Origin of the sequence: Blautia acetigignens, from assembly GCF_025566865.1 — a bacterium.
Lineage (GTDB): Bacteria > Bacillota > Clostridia > Lachnospirales > Lachnospiraceae > Blautia_A > Blautia_A acetigignens.
On the sequence record NZ_JAOQJM010000001.1, the window covers coordinates 284,949 to 301,821 of the forward strand.

Sequence of the window (16,873 nt, forward strand, 5' to 3'; positions counted from 1 at the left end):
TTCCTCCTGTGTAAATCACTGTGAAATTATTTGCCAAAAAGATCATAAAGAATCTGATCAGCTGTCTTGTTTAAATATCCGTCCGGATCAGAAAGAGTACTGCTGTTCCATCTCAGATAATTACCATTACGGATATAGTTTCCGCTGGATGTATGATAATTGAATTTGTTGTATCCGGAATACATTGCCATATATTTCTTTGCAAGAGCCACTGCCTGGCTGGAATAATTTCCAGTCGGTGTAGTTGTTCCGGAAATCTGAACACCAGCCTGAGGAGTAGAGTGAACGATTACAACACTCTTGTCACTGCACTGACCGATTACGATCCAGGTATGACCAGAGTTGTAACCAATATCACCTGGTTTCAGTGTCCAGCCTGCCTTTGACAAAGCTGCCTGATTCAGAACAGTTCCCCATCCAAGGCTCTTATAATAACTTCCAATTTCACCAGACACTACTGTATATCCGGAACCAACACCAGACTTGGTCTGCATTACCTGATAAGCGGACCAGCCCACAAAGCCGGAACAGTCAAATCCTTTCGCCCTGTTGGAAACAGAGAGATCACGATAATTGTTATAATCATATCCGGATGGATTAGAAAGCCACTTGTTATACCAGTCTGTCATAGTGGAGCTAAGGCCCTTTCTGGTAGAATCATTCCAGCCGCCGCCCCAGACATAAAGAGCTTTTCCAACCGGTTTCAGCGCACCTGCAAGGTAATTCTTAATGGTCTTGCTTCCTGTATTTCCACTTGGTGATGGGTCGTCCTTCTTCTCACCCAGGCAGATACCGGAGCTTGAGAACTCATATTTCTTGCCGTCAACGGTCTGTACCCCTGTATACATTGCGCCTGTTGACTTGTTAAAGTAATACTTGGTACCCTTGCTTGTATTGTTTACCCAGCCTGTAGCCATCACTCCAGAGCCTTTATAGAAATAGTATGTAACGTTATTGAGCTTCTTAAAGCCTTTCGCCATAACTCCATTAGCCTGGAAATATCGTTTCGCTCCGGAAGAACTGGTAAGCCATCCTGTAGCCATGATTCCTGTCTTAGTAAAATAACGGGTATTTCCCTTGCTATCCTTTACAAACCCTGTAGCAGCAATACCTGATTTAGAATACAGATAATATGTCTTGTTTCCAAGCTTCAGCCATTTAGTTTTCATATATCCTGTGGACGGATCAAAATAACGTCTCTGTCCTTTAGAATTGGTAAGCCACCCGGTTACCATCGCTCCAGAGCCGCTGGTAAAATAACGCTTTCTGCCCTTTGACGCATTCACCCATCCTTTTATCTGAACACCAGTATTTCTATTAAAATAATATTTTCTTCCCCTTAATGTCAGCCATCCTTTGTGTTTCTGACCATTGGAATCGTAGTAGTAGGTTTTTCCATTTTCTTTACGAAATCCGGTCTTCGTAGCTGCCTGAACATCCTTAGATGTAGCACGGCATGTAACTCCAGCTGCCATAACCATCACCAGTAACAGGAGTGTCCACCATCTGAATTTTTTGATTCTGCTTTGCATGCTTACCTTCCTTTTTTCATAATTGTTATTTATCAGTGCAAGTTTTTACAAAGTTGTTACATCTTTATGTAGCTCATTATAGTACAGAAACCCTTTTCCGTCAACATTAAAGTACAACTCTGTAAAATTTGCACAACATTTTCACCGGATTTTTTTACAAAAAGAAGACAGCCTCTGTGATATGCAGAAACTGCCTTCTTAACTATCTGTCTATTTCTATTTTCTCAGTCCGAAGTCTCACTTCTTCCGAAAACAAAGCCAGTGAATTAAAGCAGGGTCTTTCTTAACTCTTCGCCGCTTAATGCGCTTAAGTAAGCCGGTGCAACATCAAATACGGTCTTGCAGCCCTTCTGTCCTTCCTGGTTCATGCGGTATGCAGCTCTTGCATATGCAATGATAACAGAAGAAGTAAATTCCGGGTTGGAATCCAGCTTCAGGCTGTACTCGATCACATGATTGTTCTCGTCATTCCAGCCGGTCTTGCCGCTGCGGATTACGAAACCACCGTGCGGAATACCGCTGTGGTCACGTTTCAGTTCTTCCTCAGAAATAAAGTGTACAGTGGTGTCATACTCATCAAAGTAATTCGGCATGGTCTTGATCTCATTCTCGATTCTCGCAAGATCAGCACCTTCCTCTGCTACTACAAAGCACTCTCTTGTGTGTTTCTCTCTTGTGGTAAGCTCCGGATTCTTGCCGCTTCTTACAGCTTCCAGTGCGGACTCTACCGGAATTGTGTACTGCTTGCCATCCTTAACACCATCAATACGGCGGATTGCATCAGAATGTCCCTGGCTTACGCCCTTGCCCCAAAATGTATAATCCTTGCCGTTAGTCAGGATTGCATTTGCATACATACGGTTCAAAGAGAACATTCCAGGATCCCAGCCTACGGAAATAATTCCAACATGACCATTCTCAGAAGCAGCCTTATCTACATTGGCAAAATGCTCTGGAATTCTCTTATGGGTATCAAAACTGTCTACTACGTTAAACCACTGCGCATACTTCGGTGTCTGCTCCGGAAGGTCGGTAGCACTTCCTCCGCAGAGGATCATAACGTCGATCTGGTCTTTCATCTTCTCTGCGTCATCTACAGAATATACCTTGGCTGTCTCAGTCAGGATCTTAACAGTCTCAGGAGCACGACGGGTAAATACGCCCACCAGTTCCATATCAGGATTATGTTTGATTGCACATTCTACTCCACGTCCCAGGTTACCATAGCCCAGGATACCAATACGAATACTCATTCTCTGATTCCTCCTATACCACCGCATATGGGATATTCTGCTTCCGCTTCCAGATCAGAATCTACCTGCGGCAACTCTATTTCACGCTTTAACAGTTTAATACGTGCCAGTTGTGTTGTCAATTATTTTTTAGAAAAAACTAAGGAGCCTGAGCATGTTTGAGAAAGGCTCTAAACCCTTTCAGGAAATTTTATCAACAGCAGAGCACGCCGCCTCCAGGGCAGCACATTCCGCAAAGGGCATTTGCCAGGCAAAGCTTCAGGCACATGTCATCCCCTGCCGCCGGCATTCCTCCAAAAGGTCCCTGCTGTGTCTCATACCAGCTTCCGCCGCCTTCCATACGGTTCAGAAGCATGCGGTACTGCTGGTTATTTGGCTCCAGGCGCACAGCCTCGCGGATCTGCTCCAGCGCCTTCACATTATTCCCCATACCCATGTTCGCCATGGAGGAAAGATAATACCATTCTCCATTCTTCTGGGAAAGGGAATTCAGTACATTCATGGCTTCCTGATAATGTCCGCTCTGAACAAAATTGGCTGCTGCCCGTCTGCGGACACTCTCTTCATCCTCGTAAGTGCTCTGACGCTGCTGGCCGCCAAATCCTCCGAAACCGCCATATCCCCCGTATCCGCCAGAGGTGCCGCCGGCACTTCCGTACTCCCGCTCTTTCATGATCTGCTCGTACGCCTGCTGGACTTCCTTAAATTTCTCCTCTGCCTGATCCTTATTGGGATTGTTGATATTTGCATCCGGATGGTACTTCCGGCTTAATTTTCTGTATGCCTTTTTTATCTCTTCGTCTGTCGCATTTCTGGAAACTCCCAGTACGCTATATGGATCTAACATGCTCTTTCTCCCGTTCTCCCCTGCGCTTTTTGCTCACTTCCTCGAAGCGGCACCACACGCCGGAATATAAAATGTTCCGAAGAATATCCCCATATTTAATAATAGGAAGCTTCTCGAATTCTCTGCAGGTTTCTGCCATCATCATAAGAAGAATCCGGCGTACTTCCTCTTCAAACCCTTCCATTGTATATTTTTGTGCGAAAGGATTGTAATCTTCATTTTTCACATCCTCTTCCACATCATCATATGCGTCCAGAAGATAGATGAATTTGCCAAGATAAAAGCCCATTCTGCGAAGGCTTCTCTCCCACTCGTCCTGTCTGTAGGCAAAAATCTCCTCCATAATATGGCCAAAAATACCGGACATTTTGTCTACATCTGTCTCCCCTGCTTTCTCAAGCTCACCAAGTTCATCCAGAAGCTCTGCGATCCGCTTCGCCTTATCCGGATAAAGCTTAAGAAGGCGGTTATTTTTCCCCTCAAGAAGCTTCGCATAGCCAAGCTTCACATATTTCCGGTCGTCCTTCCAGTCGTCCAGACACTTGTAATAAGTAAGAAGGACATTCATATCTGCGCAGTACTCTGTGACCTCACTTTTCCTCACCGGCTGTTTCCGAACCGGATGAAGGATGCAGCGGGTAGTCCCCTTATAAGTCTTCGGCTCATAAAGCCCGGAAAGAAGCAGGATCACAAAAGTCATGTCGTAGCTCAGTGTAATCTGACCGGAGATTCCGTATTTTTCCCGCAGTTCCCTGCACAGTCCGCAGTAAAAGGATCGGTACAGGTCAAAATCCTTCATCTTGATCTCCGGCTTATTCATTACAATATATCCAAACATATCAGCGCCTCTTTATAAATTTGGTATGGCACTTCGGACATTCAATCTCCACTTTCTTAAAGCCGCCTCTTGGAATACGGATCTTCTGGCCGCATCCCGGACAGCTGTAAATATGATAATCCTTACGCTGGCTCATCATGCGCTTCTCTTTCTGAAACCAGGATCTATACTTGGCGGAAACAGAAAGATATTTCTGATTCTCTGCATAGCGCTTGGAAATATTCTTGGAAAAAATCCTGTAATACGTATAGACAAGAGCTGCCATTCCCAGAATGTCCAGGAACGCCCCAAGTCCATTTCTGGTTCCTGTAAACAAAGTCAGCACGATTGCAACCAGTGCCACTCCCATAGTAAATCTGGAAAACTGGTCAACTCCGTTTCGTCCCTGCATAAACCGGATAAATTTTTCTCTCAATGAAATACCTTCTTTCTTATCAGAGTATGTTAAAAAAAGCTCCAGACTATCTGTCGCTGCAAACCTGGAAAATATAAAATTTCAAATAATAGGATTCATCTGCGGACCACAGAATCGGATGATCCGGTGCCTGGGTACGGTACTCTACCTGACGGAGACGCTTGTGCACATTCTTAGCCGCCTGTCCGATGGTCTGTGTAAAAAGCTCATAATCCATAAAATGAGAACAGGAGCAGGTTGCCAGAAATCCGCCGTCCTTTACAAGCTTCATGGCACGAAGATTGATCTCGCGGTATCCCTTTACTGCATTCTTAATGGAGCTTCTGGATTTGGTAAAGGCCGGAGGATCCAGAATCACCACATCATACTTCTCCCCCTTCTCCTCAAGAGCCGGAAGAAGGTCAAACACATCCTCACAGATAAACTTCACCGTATCAGAAAGACCATTCAGTGCCGCATTGGCTGTTGCCTGATCCACAGCAAGCTGGGAAGCATCCACTCCGGTAACCTCCTTAGCGCCCGCATATCCTGCATTCAGTGCAAAAGATCCGGTATGGGTAAAGCAGTCCAGCACTCTTGCATTTTTGCAAAGCTTCTGGATGGCAAGACGGTTATACTTCTGATCCAGGAAAAATCCTGTCTTCTGTCCGTCCTTTACGTCTACCTGGTACTTCACGCCATTCTCAACGATCTCCACCAGAGTTGAAAATTCTTCACCTATAAATCCCTTGTATGGCTCCATTCCTTCCTGCTTGCGGACCTTCACGTCACTTCTCTCATAAACACCGCGGATCTGGATTCCATCTTCTGCCAGAACCTTCTTCAAAAGTTCTACCAGCATCTCTTTGTAGCGGTCAATTCCAAGAGCAAGTGACTGTACCACCAGCACATCAGAAAACTTATCCACAACAAATCCCGGGATAAAATCAGCCTCTCCGAAAATCACGCGGCAGCTGGAGGTATCCGTCACCTTCTTACGGTACTCCCATGCGTCCCAAACTCTCTTCTCGAAAAATTCTTCATCGATCATTGTATTCTCGTCTCTGGAAAGAAGACGTACCACAATTTTGGAATTGGTATTGATAAATCCCCTTCCAAGCGGATAGCCGTCAAAATCATGAACAAGAACAATATCTCCATTTACAAAGCTTCCCATTACAGAAGCTATTTCATTATCAAAAATCCACATGCCGCCGGATTTTAAAAGTCGTCCCTCTCCCTTTTTCAGGGTTACTACTGCCAGACTCATAGCATTTCTCCTTTGCTTTTGCGATTTAGCTATCATTTTAGCACACAATGTTTCAATTTACCAGTATTTCCAGCGTCTCCAGGGCAAAGTCACAGAAATTTCATTAATCTTAAATTTTTATAAAAATGAACTTAGGAAAAAATATGGCTCCAGATTCTGCACTGCAAAATCTGAAGCCAGTATAGAAGTTCTTATATTTATTTGTTAGCAGATGCCATTACATGGACATCGATCAGATTCGCCTTGATCAGCGCCGGACGGATGGCATTGTAAAGAATAACTACCAGGATGGTAGATACGATCGCATTGACGAAGGTTGCGCCTGCACTTAATTTTGCAAGAATGCTTGCTACTTCCTGAGGCTGTCCCAGAATGTACTGTTTGTAGAAGTATCCAACAACCGGATCTGCAACTACATTAAATGCCAGACCTGCGATAGATGCGATCAGACTCCATTTGAAAACGTATTTCTTGTCATTGGTCTCATTGATCTTGGCAAGCTTGTGGGCAACCAGTCCTGTGATCAGGCCGATGCAAAGCTTCAGCACAAAGGTCTTCGGTGCTCCTGTAATGTAAACCGGATCCATAAGGTCTGCGATGGTCATACCGATTGCTCCTGCAAGGCCGCCGTACCAGCCGCCAAGAAGCAGTGCTCCAAGTACACAGAAGGTATTTCCAATGTGAAGGGAAGTCGCATCCCCGCCAGGTACCGGAATCTTAATCTGCAAAAATGTGAAAGATACGTAGCAAAGTGCAGCAAGAAGAGCTGTCTCTGCAAGTTTCATAACGGTAGTGTTCTGTTTGTTCATAGTTTCTCTGCCTTTCCTGGACCAAAATACTGTTCCTGTATAATCAGCACTATCTTACCCACATACTGTCTTCTCGCCAATAGCCACTTTCAAACTTTTTTGCATGGTCAGTTTAATTGTAAAGCACTTCCACAAGTTCCATCCTGGCAGAATCTCTTTCCCCTATAAGAAAAGGGGAGACCAAAGTCTCCCCAAAACAGTTGTCCTGTTTATTCAGCAGCATCCTCAATTGTGTCTTCGGAATAGGAATCCTCTCCTGCCCCATCAGCTGCGCTGTCATCTACAACTGCATCGCTGTATTCTGCGCTGTCTGTTGTCTCACCGTAAAGATTCTCAAAGAACTTCATAGTGTCTTTGTATAAGGTATCCTTATCCTCGTCAGATACATCTGCACCCAGAATATCGATATCCTCGATAGAGGAACCGTCATCAATGATATCAATTCCGAAAAGCTTCTTCAGCTGCTCATCCAGCATATTCAGCTCTGGAGTCATGTATTTCTCTGTGCCGTCTGCGGAGTAAGTAACTGCTCCATTGCCAAGGATTCCAAGGTATTTCTCAAGAACCTGGATGGAAAGCTTATTGGCTGTATCAGAATCCAGTGTTACAAGTGCAGCTGCATCATCGCCCATAACCTGACGAAGCGCATCCTCATCACCCTCATACTCACCCTGGCAGAAAGTCTTGGCTTTCTCGAATTTTGCCTGGGCATCCTCATCCAGGAAATCTGCATTCAGCTGGGAAATATCGGTAATCTCATCAGAACCAGACTCATCGGTTCCATCTGAGGTGTCAGCTGCAGCATCCTCTGTGTTTGCATCGCTGCTGTCAGAAGAATCATCACTTGTCGGATACTCTTCCCAGTCTTCACTGTCGCTGCTGTCAGAAGCGCCAGTCTCTTCAGCAAGTCCCGGGTCCTCTGTAGAACTCTCGATTACATTGTCTCCAAGAGCACTCTGATCTACGTCATTTACAATGCTGTCCGGATCTTCCTCGGAACTGTCTGCTGCTGTGCTCTCATCTGCCTGACCTGTCACGTTGTCATTCACACGCTCCAGAGTCTCCTGCATTTCGGAATAATCGTAATTCTGCTGTGCGATCTGGGTCAGCAGGCTTACGATGGTGTTCAGCTCATCATCTGTAAGAGATACGTTGTTGTTATTGGAAATATTTACTACAATGTTGTAGATGTCATCTGCATTCTGCACATTGTCTGCGATTACCTGCATCTTCGCCTGGTTGATGACTGTAGTAGCATCATTCTGTCCTACAGAATCTGCAAGGTTGCCGGTTACTACCATCTCTTCAGTAGCCAGCTCCTTCTTGGTCTCATCAAGCTTCTCACCGCTGGCTGTCTCATAAGCCATCTGGATACCGGTCAGAGCACCGGTGCCAGATACCTCGAACGGGCAGGCAGCAACCACTTCGCAGTTAGTTACACCGGATGTGGAAAGAGAACTTGCGATCATATTACAGGTAACCCAGTTCAGGTTCGCTGTACGTACCTTGATGCCGCCGGATGTGGTAGGCTTCACATAAGCACAGCTTACGGTTCTGGTACCGATCTGCTCCAGCGGAACATAGGAACTTAAGTGGTCTCTCTCGTCCTGATTGGTAACATAGATGATCTGCACCTGGCTGGAATCCACCTTAAAATATCTCAGCATGGTGTTCTTCTGATCCTCGGAAAGGTCTGCTCCTAATGTTACAACCTTCATGGCATCTGCCATGGCAGGAACTGACGGAACAACACTTCCGATCAACATGGATGCGCTGCATACAAGCGCTGCTAATAATTTGGATTTCTTCATAAATTTCCCTCCATAACTTCTGTTCGGATTAGAGTCTGTTTTTATTTGATGAATCTATTATAGCATACTTTTTTCTGGTTTTGTAATATTAATTCACTGCTGCAGTCCAAATATCGAAAATATGTTTTGGTGGTTTTTACCAATTCAGAAATTTACCCTTTATTTCAGAACCTGCTTCAGCACTTCCTGTACAGTCTTTACAGGGGTAATCTCAAGCTTCTCCTTCACCTCGTCTGCCACATCATCCAGGTTGTCCACATTCTCATATGGAATGAATACATGTTTTACACCGGCCCGCTGGGCTGCCATCAGTTTCTCCGGCAGACCGCCGATGGGCATAACCCCTCCACGTAGAGAAACCTCACCTGTCATAGCAATTTCTGCCGGAGCAGGCTTTCCTGTTACCAGAGAGGAAAGGGCTGTCACCAGGGTAATTCCAGCGGATGGGCCATCCTTTGGAACAGCACCTGCCGGAACGTGGATGTGGAGGTCATTTTTCTCAAACTTCTCTGCCGCATCCGGATAAAGGGATTTCACAAGGGTGATCGCGATCTGGGCAGACTCTTTCATTACATCCCCAAGCTGTCCGGTGATAATCACCTTTCCGCTTCCTTTGGTAAAAGAAGTCTCAATGAACAGAATCTCTCCTCCTGCACTGGTCCATGCAAGACCGGTTACCACGCCAGGTGCTGGGTTTTCCAGAATTTTTTCGTGATGGATTCCGTTATTTCCAAGGAACTCTGGAACCCGCTTCTCGCTGACTGTAATGCTCTTCTGCTCACCTTTTACCAGCTTCACGGCAGCGTAGCGGCAGAGCACATCCATCTGCTTTTTCAGCCCGCGTACACCTGCCTCTGCTGTATATTCCTCAATGATCCGGCGGATTGCGTCATCGCTCACCTTCAGATTCTGGGCTTTGATTCCCATGCTCTTCATTGCCTTGGGCAAAAGATGGCGTCTGGCAATCTGGAATTTCTCCACTGCAGTGTAGCCAGGGAACTGGATCACTTCCATTCGGTTCAAAAGAGGCTCCGGAATCGAATCTGTAGTGTTGGCTGTGCATACAAATAATACGTTGGACAGATCATACGGCACATTCATGTAGTGGTCTGTAAAGCTTCCGTTCTGTTCCGGATCCAGTACCTCCAGAAGAGCGCTGGCCGGATCGCCGCCGTAATCCTTGGCAAGCTTGTCCACCTCATCCAGCACCATAACCGGATTGGCTGCGCCGCTTCGCTTCATCCCTTCCATAATTCTTCCCGGCATAGCGCCGATATAGGTTCTTCTATGTCCGCGAATCTCAGCTTCATCCCGGATTCCTCCAAGACTGATGCGCACGTATTTCCGGTGAAGGGCACGGGCAATGCTTTGTCCGATGCTGGTTTTGCCCGTACCAGGCGCACCTACAAACAGAAGAATGGAACCGGATTGTTTCTTATTTAAGGCCATAACTGCCAGCTGCTGGATAATACGTTCCTTTACTTTTTTCAGGCCGTAATGGTCTTCATCCAGGATTTCCTCCGCTTCACCAAGGTCAATCTTCGCCGACTCCTCCGTTTTCCAGGAAAGGCTTGTAACAAAATCAAGATAATCGTACAGCATTCCGTACTCATGGCTGTCTTTCCCCTCCTGCTTCATTCGGCTCAGCACCTTCTCGGCTTCCTTGCGTGCTTCCTCGTTCATGCCGGACTCCTGGATTTTCTTCTCGAAACGGCGTACATCGGAAATATTCTCCGGATGCATCTCGTCCAGCTGCTGCTGCAGAAATTCAATCTGCTTCTTGATGGCGGACTCGCGGTAAACCTTCTCACTGGAATTCTTCTGTGCAGTCTCCGCTTCCTCACTGACACGGAAAATCTCCATCAGTTCATAGACTGCCTGCTCCATCAGCTCCAGACGCTCTTTCCGGGAATCCGCCTCAAGAATATGGTACTTTTCCTCCCAGGAAAGGCTCATATAGCCAGCCAAAGCGCAGATTGCTTCCGGATAACTCTTCCAGTGATAGATCATGCTGCGCACCCAGACGCCCCACTGAAAACCTTTGGCAAAATCCATCAGTTCTTTCTTGATGGCATCGAATTTCTCCTTCTCCTCTTCTGGAGAAATATCCTGAATGTCCGGCAGATCCACTGCTTCCGCCTGCACCGCGCCATCTGCATATTCTACGGATGATACCTGAACCCTGCATTTCGTCGTTACCTTAATGCTGCCTTCTTCATCTATGCTCTCAATGGTTCCAAGCACACCCACCGGAAAAATATTTTCCATGGAAATTTCTTCTGGAACCATCTCTTTTTTCTGTAACACAAAGAGAATCTCTTCTCCAATATTTTCTTCTGTGATCCTGCCCTTCGGAAACATATCTTTTTTAAAGAAAAATGTAACTCCCGGCAAAAGAAGAAGTTCATAAACTGGTATTGTGATCATACATGTTTCCTCCCTTGTTTTATCAGCACTCCGTTGTATTGAGTGCCAGGTTAATCTTATAGAAAATGGCGAACTCATATGAATTCGCCACTGATTCTATGATAGGTCAATTATAACACCTGTCTGCAAATTTGCAAGATGGAATTTTCTGTCTGCCCGAAGTTCATATTGGGTCTTTGCTGTTATCGCAGGATTCGGTAAAACCTTCTAATTCTGTTTGAAAAACTGCTCTCCCTTTACCAAAGCATAGGATATCAGCTTTTCTCCATCTAAATCTTCCTTGTGCATATCCACTGCGCTGATCTGGTGATTATCATAGGTGTTATAATAATAGATTCCTTTATCCGTATTGCAGCAGGAGGTGTATAAGGTAATCTCATACTTATCTTCCCCAAGCTTGCAGCAGCCTCTCTGCTGATCCACACTGCCAAGAATATGAAAAAACTGGCTGACGCTCTCTTCCTCGGAATCACCGGAAAGGGAATTCATTTTCACAAAGGAAACTCTCACAAACCTAGACTGGGAAGACAGATCTCCCGGAAGTCCCATGCCGCCCATACCGCGGCTGTACGGGTTTAAGACCAGCTCGTCAGAAAAGGTGTTTGGGTGGTTTGCTACGGCAAGGTGCATATAATTATTCAGATTAAACATCTGATAGTCAAATGGCGGATTGTTGGTAAGAACGCCTACCGGATTGTCATAAACCTTCATTCCGGATTCCATACACTCAAGGGTGATGCACGCTTCTTTATCCGCAATGATCCAGTGAAGCTGCGCCATGGGAAGCTTCTCCATAAATGGGATATCTGTAAGATTCAGATTCTCAAGAAGGGCTCTTGCTTCTTTCACAGTTGTGCACTTTCCAAGGATCCAGGGAATGAGCTCAAACTGGGTAATATTATCCTTGTCTGCCACTGGTTTATTGTAGTGGGCATTTCCAACGAAATTAAGCCCTGCAATCCCAAGCCCTTTCTCATTTACCGCATCATAATACAGCGGATAGTCCTGCATAACGCAGGCCATTCCAATCATAGCATAGTGGCTTTTCAGCTGACCGCCGCTGCGCAGGTCAAATACATAATTTCTTGGTGTAATTACCACCTGGTCTCCATAAGAAATCTCATAATCCAGTGTTCTTCCAAAATAAAAATCTTTCGTCTTATAAGTTGCTGCTGTACACATGCTGCCTGCCTCCTCTTATTCTATAGCCTCGCTTGGCTCCTGATTCATTTTTTTCCTGGATTTCTCCGGCACTTCAATCAGTTCAAATCTGTAAAACAATGCATAAATATAGGAAATTCCACGGATATCCCCAAGCGCCTTCGGGCGCAGAACCAGCTTCTTATTATAATGATATTTCCGGATCCTAGTGCCCTCCGCCTGATCTGTCTGATCTGTGTAATCGGTATGCTTCATAGATTCCATACACTCTATGTTTTCCTGGCTTGTTTCAGCCTCCGCATCATACAAAGAGTGAAAAGCCAGCTTCACAGAACTCCACGCCAGACTTTTGCTGTCTTCTCTTCTGTCTACCCATAGTTCCTTGGTAAATCTGCCGTTTCTTCCTACTTTCAGTTTATATTGAAAGGGCAGCCCGGAAGCAGTCCACATTCTGGTATTCTGAAACTCTGCAATGCATCTCCACAGATTTTCCTCTGTGCAGCATTCATGCAGCCTGTGGACAGCTTCCTGCTGCCTTATATTCTGTTCATTTTTCTCTTCTGTATGCATTCACTGACGTACCGCCTTTCCTATCCTATAGCAACTGAATTCGGGCAAAATATGCCGCAAAGTGGGGCGTGCAGATTGCGGGAATGATTTTTCAGACACGCCCTAACGCTTCGCGGACTGTCTGGTAAAGTAGTCGTTATAGGCATCCACCACTTCCTTGCGTCCCCTCACCCGGATCGGCACGCTGGCTTTATTTCGAAGGATAAAATTCTCCTGCACATCTGCAATGTGTTCCATATTTACAAGATAGCTCTGATGGCAACGCAAAAAACGCTGGTCATCGATTCTCTTCTCCAGCTCACCTAACTTATCTACAGTTACAATTTCAGAACCATCCAGCATATGTATTGTCACTGTATGGCGGTAACTTTCCAGATACAATATGTCATCTATAAATGGATATCGGAACTGCCGCCTGCATTTCACCGCAATCCGCCTGCGAAGGTCTGTTCGCAAAAGGCGCTGCAAAAGAGCGTTCGTCTGCTCCTCATCAGCAGGCTTCAACAGATAACCAGATGCCTCCACCTCATAGCTCTCCAGAGCAAAATCCGGCGAAGCAGTCAGAAATATAATGGGTGCTTCTACCCCCAGCTTGCGCAGTCTTCTGGCAGTATCAATTCCGTTCAACTCACCCATATAAATATCAAGAAAAATCAGATCCGGCCAAATATAACCGTCTTCGATTTCTGCAAGAAGGCTTTCACCGGAAACGAATTCCCGGATCTGCGCCTCCCCACTGGTTGTTCGAAAGTACGCCATCAGCTGACGTCGCAGCACAAATCGTTCAACCTCTACGTCATCACATATGGCTATTTCTTTTACCAAAGCTCTCCCAAAGCCTCCTCGTACTTTACATTTTTTATTATAACAGAAATTTTCCGCTTTTTAGAAAATCTGCACAACTCTCACTTTTTTAAGCACAATCCTCAGGTCTGGAGCATCTGCAGAGCGTTTTTCTAACTTTATCTTCTTTTTTCTACCTTTTCAAAAGCCTCTCCCTTGCAAGAACAAACAGCTTTTTGATTCTGGTATTCCCAAATATAGCACTAAAAACTGTATGCGTCAAGTAAGGATTGGGAAACCTGTATTTCGAATTTTCGCGAAATATTTCCAAAGAACCGTAACATAAAATCTTATTTTGGGGATGCAGCACAAAGGTCCTTCACCACTTCCCCTGCAATGATCAGGCCTGCAACGGACGGCACAAATGCTACGCTTCCCGGAATGTCACGGCGCTCTGTGCACTTATGCTTGGCTCCTGGCGGGCAGATGCAATGGGTTCTGCAGCTGATGGACATATCCTCGATTGGTCTTGTGGGCACTTCCTCGGAATATACCACCTTCAGCTTGCGCACGCCTCGCTTCTTCAACTCGCGGCGCATTACCTTGGCAAGGGGACATACTTTGGTCTTATAAATATCTGCTACTTTGAACTGGCTTGCATCCAGCTTGTTTCCGGCACCCATGGAGCTGATGATGGGAACGCCTTTTTCTTTGGCTTTCATTACAAGGGCGATCTTGGCCGTTACTGTATCTACTGCATCTACAATATAGTCGTAGTCCTCAAACGGAAAATCGTCTGCATTTTCCGGCAGAAAAAAGCAGTTGTGGGTCTGTACATCCACATCCGGGTTAATCTCCAGCATACGCTCTTTCATGACTGCGGTCTTGTATTTGCCTACTGTTTTGCGGGTTGCAATGATCTGGCGGTTGAGATTGGTGAGGCACACCTTGTCATCATCGATCAAATCAAAGGCACCCACACCGCTTCGTACCAAAGCTTCGCACACATATCCGCCTACACCGCCGATTCCAAACACAGCCACTCTTGCATTGGCAAGCTTTTTCATGCCGTCTTCTCCAAGAAGCAGCTGGGTTCTTGAAAACTGATTTAACATAAAATTTTTTCTCCTCGTATACTGGGTTTATTTTAATTTCAGGCCGTCTTTGAAAGCGTTTCCTACCTTCTCCCCAAGGACCAGATAGTCGTTGTTCACCGGATCGTAGCTGATTGGTTTTAATTTGGCAGGGTCAATGCGTCCGTCTGTGAGCACGCTCTCATCTGCATTGATATTCACGATTTCCCCTACCAGAATGCCGTTGTCGAAGCTTTTCACTTTACACTCAAGTGCCATAGGAAGCTCATCGATCAGAGGCGCGTTTACAAATTCGCTTCTGGTCGCGTGGAAACCGGATTTCGCAAACTTGTCCGGTACCTTAGCTGCAGACTCGATTCCAACGTAATCGCTGGCAGTTACGGTATCCGCGGTTGCCATGCTTACGGTGAAAGCACCTGTCTTGGCAATGTTTTCTGTTGTTTTGTGCTCGCCCATGCTGATACTGATCTCGTTCATGTCTGTGATAATGCCCCAGGCTGCGTTCATTGCATCCGGTACGCCATTCTCGTCATAGGTTGCTACGATCAGTACCGGCATTGGATATAACCAGGGTTTTACTCCGAAATTTACTCTGCTCATTTTTCTCCTCCTGCTTGTTTCTTCTCTTTTCATGGAAAAAGTGCTTTTGAATCTCACAGGACATATGCAGTTTTTCAGCTGTGTTTCCCCTGTGATTCTTTTCGCACTCTTATAACAGTTTTGCTTCCCACTCAGCTTCTTTAAATCCGGTCAGCACAAAATCCTCTGCCACGATCAGCGGTCTTTTTACCAGCATGCCATTGGTAGCAAGAAGCAAAAGCTGCTCATCCTCACTCATTTCCGGCAGTTTGTCCTTTAACTGCATTTCTTTATAAAGCATGCCGCTTGTATTGAAAAATCGTTTCAGCGGAAGTCCGCTTCGCTGGTACCATTCCTTCAGCTCTTCGTATGTGGGATGATTCTCTACAATGTGACGGTCTGTATATGAAATTTCGTGCCCATCCAGCCATTTCTTCGCTTTCTGGCAGGTGGAGCACTTAGGATATTCTAAAAACAACATGGAACCAGCCTCCTTTTTGTATTTTTTCAGTGATCTTTTTTATTATACATTATCTGGGCAGGACACTCAAGTCACTCTTCTGGTTAATGGGTAAAAATACATTATAAATTTTTCAAAAAACTATTGATTTTTCATTGCAGCTTGCATATACTAAAACTACAGATAAATACTTCATGTCGGCATTCTTTTTACCATTGGCGAATTTCATTATTATGTTCCCCTTTCTTCTGCAAAACCCAAACATCAAAAAATGGCAAACAGTCTGGATTTTCACAAACTCCAGGATGAAAGCACTGGATATCTTTATGCCGTACTAAATCTCAACAATATGATTCCGGTTCCTGATTTCTGCCTAACTTAATTAAAATACAATCAAATCGACCAATTCCGTTCTTTTAAAAATTCCAAAGAAAAAACAGATTATATATATCTTTTGCAAAAAGAAAAATACCTAATTGATAAGCTTCAAACCACATTGCACGCAAAAGCCCTGAAGTTATATCAAAAATGCATTGCCAAGCCTGACTCTTCCCTTGCTATGAGATGCTGCAATTTTAAGTTGCTGGAAGAAAAATGTATGCTCTATTGTTCGCATTAAATATTTTTTATTCTTATATTGTGCAAAATTTTCATTGACATATATATCGAATCTCGATATAATCATTATATCGAAGTTCGATACATCGAAATAAAATGTATAAGAGGACATATGGACAGTAAATTAAAAAGGATTTATGTTCCCATGACGGAAACAGGGTTTTACATTCTTTTTTGTCTGCAGAAGCCGCAGCATGGGTATGGAATTGGGCTGCAGGTGAAAAAGATGACAGATGGAGAAGTTTCCATCAGTGCGGGAACTATGTACGGAACTCTTTCCAAAATGGAAAAAGATGGGCTTATCGCCTTTTTTGCTGAAAAAGAGAAACGAAAATTATACCAGATCACCCCTCTTGGACGGGAAATACTGGATCTGGAAATTCAGCGCATTAAACGACTGTATAGAAACAGCATGGAGGAAATATAG

The 16,873-nt window shown here is 45.0% G+C and carries 18 protein-coding genes and 1 pseudogene; 3 read left to right on the top strand and 16 right to left on the bottom strand.

All coding sequences use genetic code 11. The annotated features are described in order from the left end of the window. Positions 1–26 precede the first annotated feature (26 nt). The 12 genes from OCV70_RS01290 to OCV70_RS20045 form a co-directional block, all read right to left on the bottom strand. The gene (locus OCV70_RS01290; RefSeq protein WP_021926133.1) at positions 27–1,532 is read right to left on the bottom strand and encodes a PspC-like choline-binding domain-containing protein; all 1,506 of its coding nucleotides are present in this window, start codon (positions 1,530–1,532) and stop codon (positions 27–29) included. Positions 1,533–1,798: 266 nt separating this feature from the next. Beyond that, positions 1,799–2,785 (bottom strand): diaminopimelate dehydrogenase, encoded by a 987-nt coding sequence (locus OCV70_RS01295; RefSeq protein WP_021926134.1) that lies wholly within the window; start codon positions 2,783–2,785, stop codon positions 1,799–1,801. 193 nt (positions 2,786–2,978) lie between these two features. Continuing rightward, a complete protein-coding gene (locus OCV70_RS01300; RefSeq protein WP_173765981.1) occupies positions 2,979–3,632 on the bottom strand; it encodes a J domain-containing protein in 654 nt (217 codons plus the stop codon). After that, positions 3,616–4,470, bottom strand: a complete 855-nt coding sequence (locus tag OCV70_RS01305) for a DUF5685 family protein (RefSeq protein ID WP_021926135.1) — start codon at positions 4,468–4,470, stop codon at positions 3,616–3,618. Before OCV70_RS01305 ends, OCV70_RS01300 begins: the two co-directional genes overlap by 17 nt. A gap of 1 nt (position 4,471) precedes the next feature. After that, a complete protein-coding gene (locus OCV70_RS01310; RefSeq protein ID WP_021926136.1) occupies positions 4,472–4,885 on the bottom strand; it encodes a TFIIB-type zinc ribbon-containing protein in 414 nt (137 codons plus the stop codon). 46 nt (positions 4,886–4,931) lie between these two features. After that, a complete protein-coding gene (locus tag OCV70_RS01315) occupies positions 4,932–6,134 on the bottom strand; it encodes a class I SAM-dependent rRNA methyltransferase (RefSeq protein WP_021926137.1) in 1,203 nt (400 codons plus the stop codon). Positions 6,135–6,331: 197 nt separating this feature from the next. Beyond that, positions 6,332–6,943 (bottom strand): ECF transporter S component, encoded by a 612-nt coding sequence (locus tag OCV70_RS01320; RefSeq protein WP_021926138.1) that lies wholly within the window; start codon positions 6,941–6,943, stop codon positions 6,332–6,334. 209 nt (positions 6,944–7,152) lie between these two features. Further along, on the bottom strand, positions 7,153–8,754 hold the full coding sequence (locus OCV70_RS01325; RefSeq protein WP_021926139.1) for a DUF1002 domain-containing protein: 1,602 nt from the start codon (positions 8,752–8,754) through the stop codon (positions 7,153–7,155). A gap of 159 nt (positions 8,755–8,913) precedes the next feature. Further along, positions 8,914–11,181: an endopeptidase La gene (gene lon, locus OCV70_RS01330; RefSeq protein ID WP_262579047.1), complete on the bottom strand. Its 2,268-nt coding sequence runs from the start codon at positions 11,179–11,181 to the stop codon at positions 8,914–8,916. 207 nt (positions 11,182–11,388) lie between these two features. Then, positions 11,389–12,363: a choloylglycine hydrolase gene (gene bsh / locus OCV70_RS01335; RefSeq protein ID WP_117850778.1), complete on the bottom strand. Its 975-nt coding sequence runs from the start codon at positions 12,361–12,363 to the stop codon at positions 11,389–11,391. Between the two features lie 15 nt (positions 12,364–12,378). Next, positions 12,379–12,912, bottom strand: a complete 534-nt coding sequence (locus OCV70_RS01340; protein WP_262579048.1) for a hypothetical protein — start codon at positions 12,910–12,912, stop codon at positions 12,379–12,381. A 20-nt stretch (positions 12,913–12,932) separates the two neighbouring features. Further along, on the bottom strand, positions 12,933–13,007 hold the full coding sequence (locus OCV70_RS20045; protein ID WP_408610248.1) for a DUF6783 domain-containing protein: 75 nt from the start codon (positions 13,005–13,007) through the stop codon (positions 12,933–12,935). Here OCV70_RS20045 and OCV70_RS20050 point away from each other — a divergent pair. Continuing rightward, complete coding sequence (locus OCV70_RS20050) at positions 12,981–13,040, top strand: hypothetical protein (protein WP_317259443.1); 60 nt, start codon at positions 12,981–12,983, stop codon at positions 13,038–13,040. The two genes, OCV70_RS20045 and OCV70_RS20050, sit on opposite strands and share 27 nt — an antisense overlap. Here the strand turns inward: OCV70_RS20050 and OCV70_RS01345 are convergent. From OCV70_RS01345 to OCV70_RS01360, 4 genes are all read right to left on the bottom strand, one after another. Continuing rightward, on the bottom strand, positions 13,015–13,737 hold the full coding sequence (locus OCV70_RS01345; protein WP_262579050.1) for a LytR/AlgR family response regulator transcription factor: 723 nt from the start codon (positions 13,735–13,737) through the stop codon (positions 13,015–13,017). The genes OCV70_RS20050 and OCV70_RS01345 overlap by 26 nt on opposite strands. A gap of 308 nt (positions 13,738–14,045) precedes the next feature. Next, positions 14,046–14,810 carry a tRNA threonylcarbamoyladenosine dehydratase gene (locus tag OCV70_RS01350; protein ID WP_021926144.1) on the bottom strand — a complete coding sequence of 255 codons (765 nt, stop codon included), beginning with the start codon at positions 14,808–14,810 and terminating at the stop codon, positions 14,046–14,048. Positions 14,811–14,837: 27 nt separating this feature from the next. Beyond that, positions 14,838–15,389, bottom strand: coding sequence for a flavin reductase family protein (locus OCV70_RS01355; protein ID WP_021926145.1), 552 nt, complete (start codon positions 15,387–15,389; stop codon positions 14,838–14,840). A gap of 109 nt (positions 15,390–15,498) precedes the next feature. Continuing rightward, positions 15,499–15,849, bottom strand: coding sequence for an arsenate reductase family protein (locus tag OCV70_RS01360; protein WP_021926146.1), 351 nt, complete (start codon positions 15,847–15,849; stop codon positions 15,499–15,501). Between the two features lie 181 nt (positions 15,850–16,030). On the opposite strand from OCV70_RS01360, the pseudogene OCV70_RS19515 reads away from it, so the two are divergent. Further along, positions 16,031–16,447, top strand: a pseudogene (locus OCV70_RS19515) (type III toxin-antitoxin system ToxN/AbiQ family toxin). A 111-nt stretch (positions 16,448–16,558) separates the two neighbouring features. Continuing rightward, the gene (locus tag OCV70_RS01370) at positions 16,559–16,873 is read left to right on the top strand and encodes a PadR family transcriptional regulator (protein WP_117850783.1); all 315 of its coding nucleotides are present in this window, start codon (positions 16,559–16,561) and stop codon (positions 16,871–16,873) included.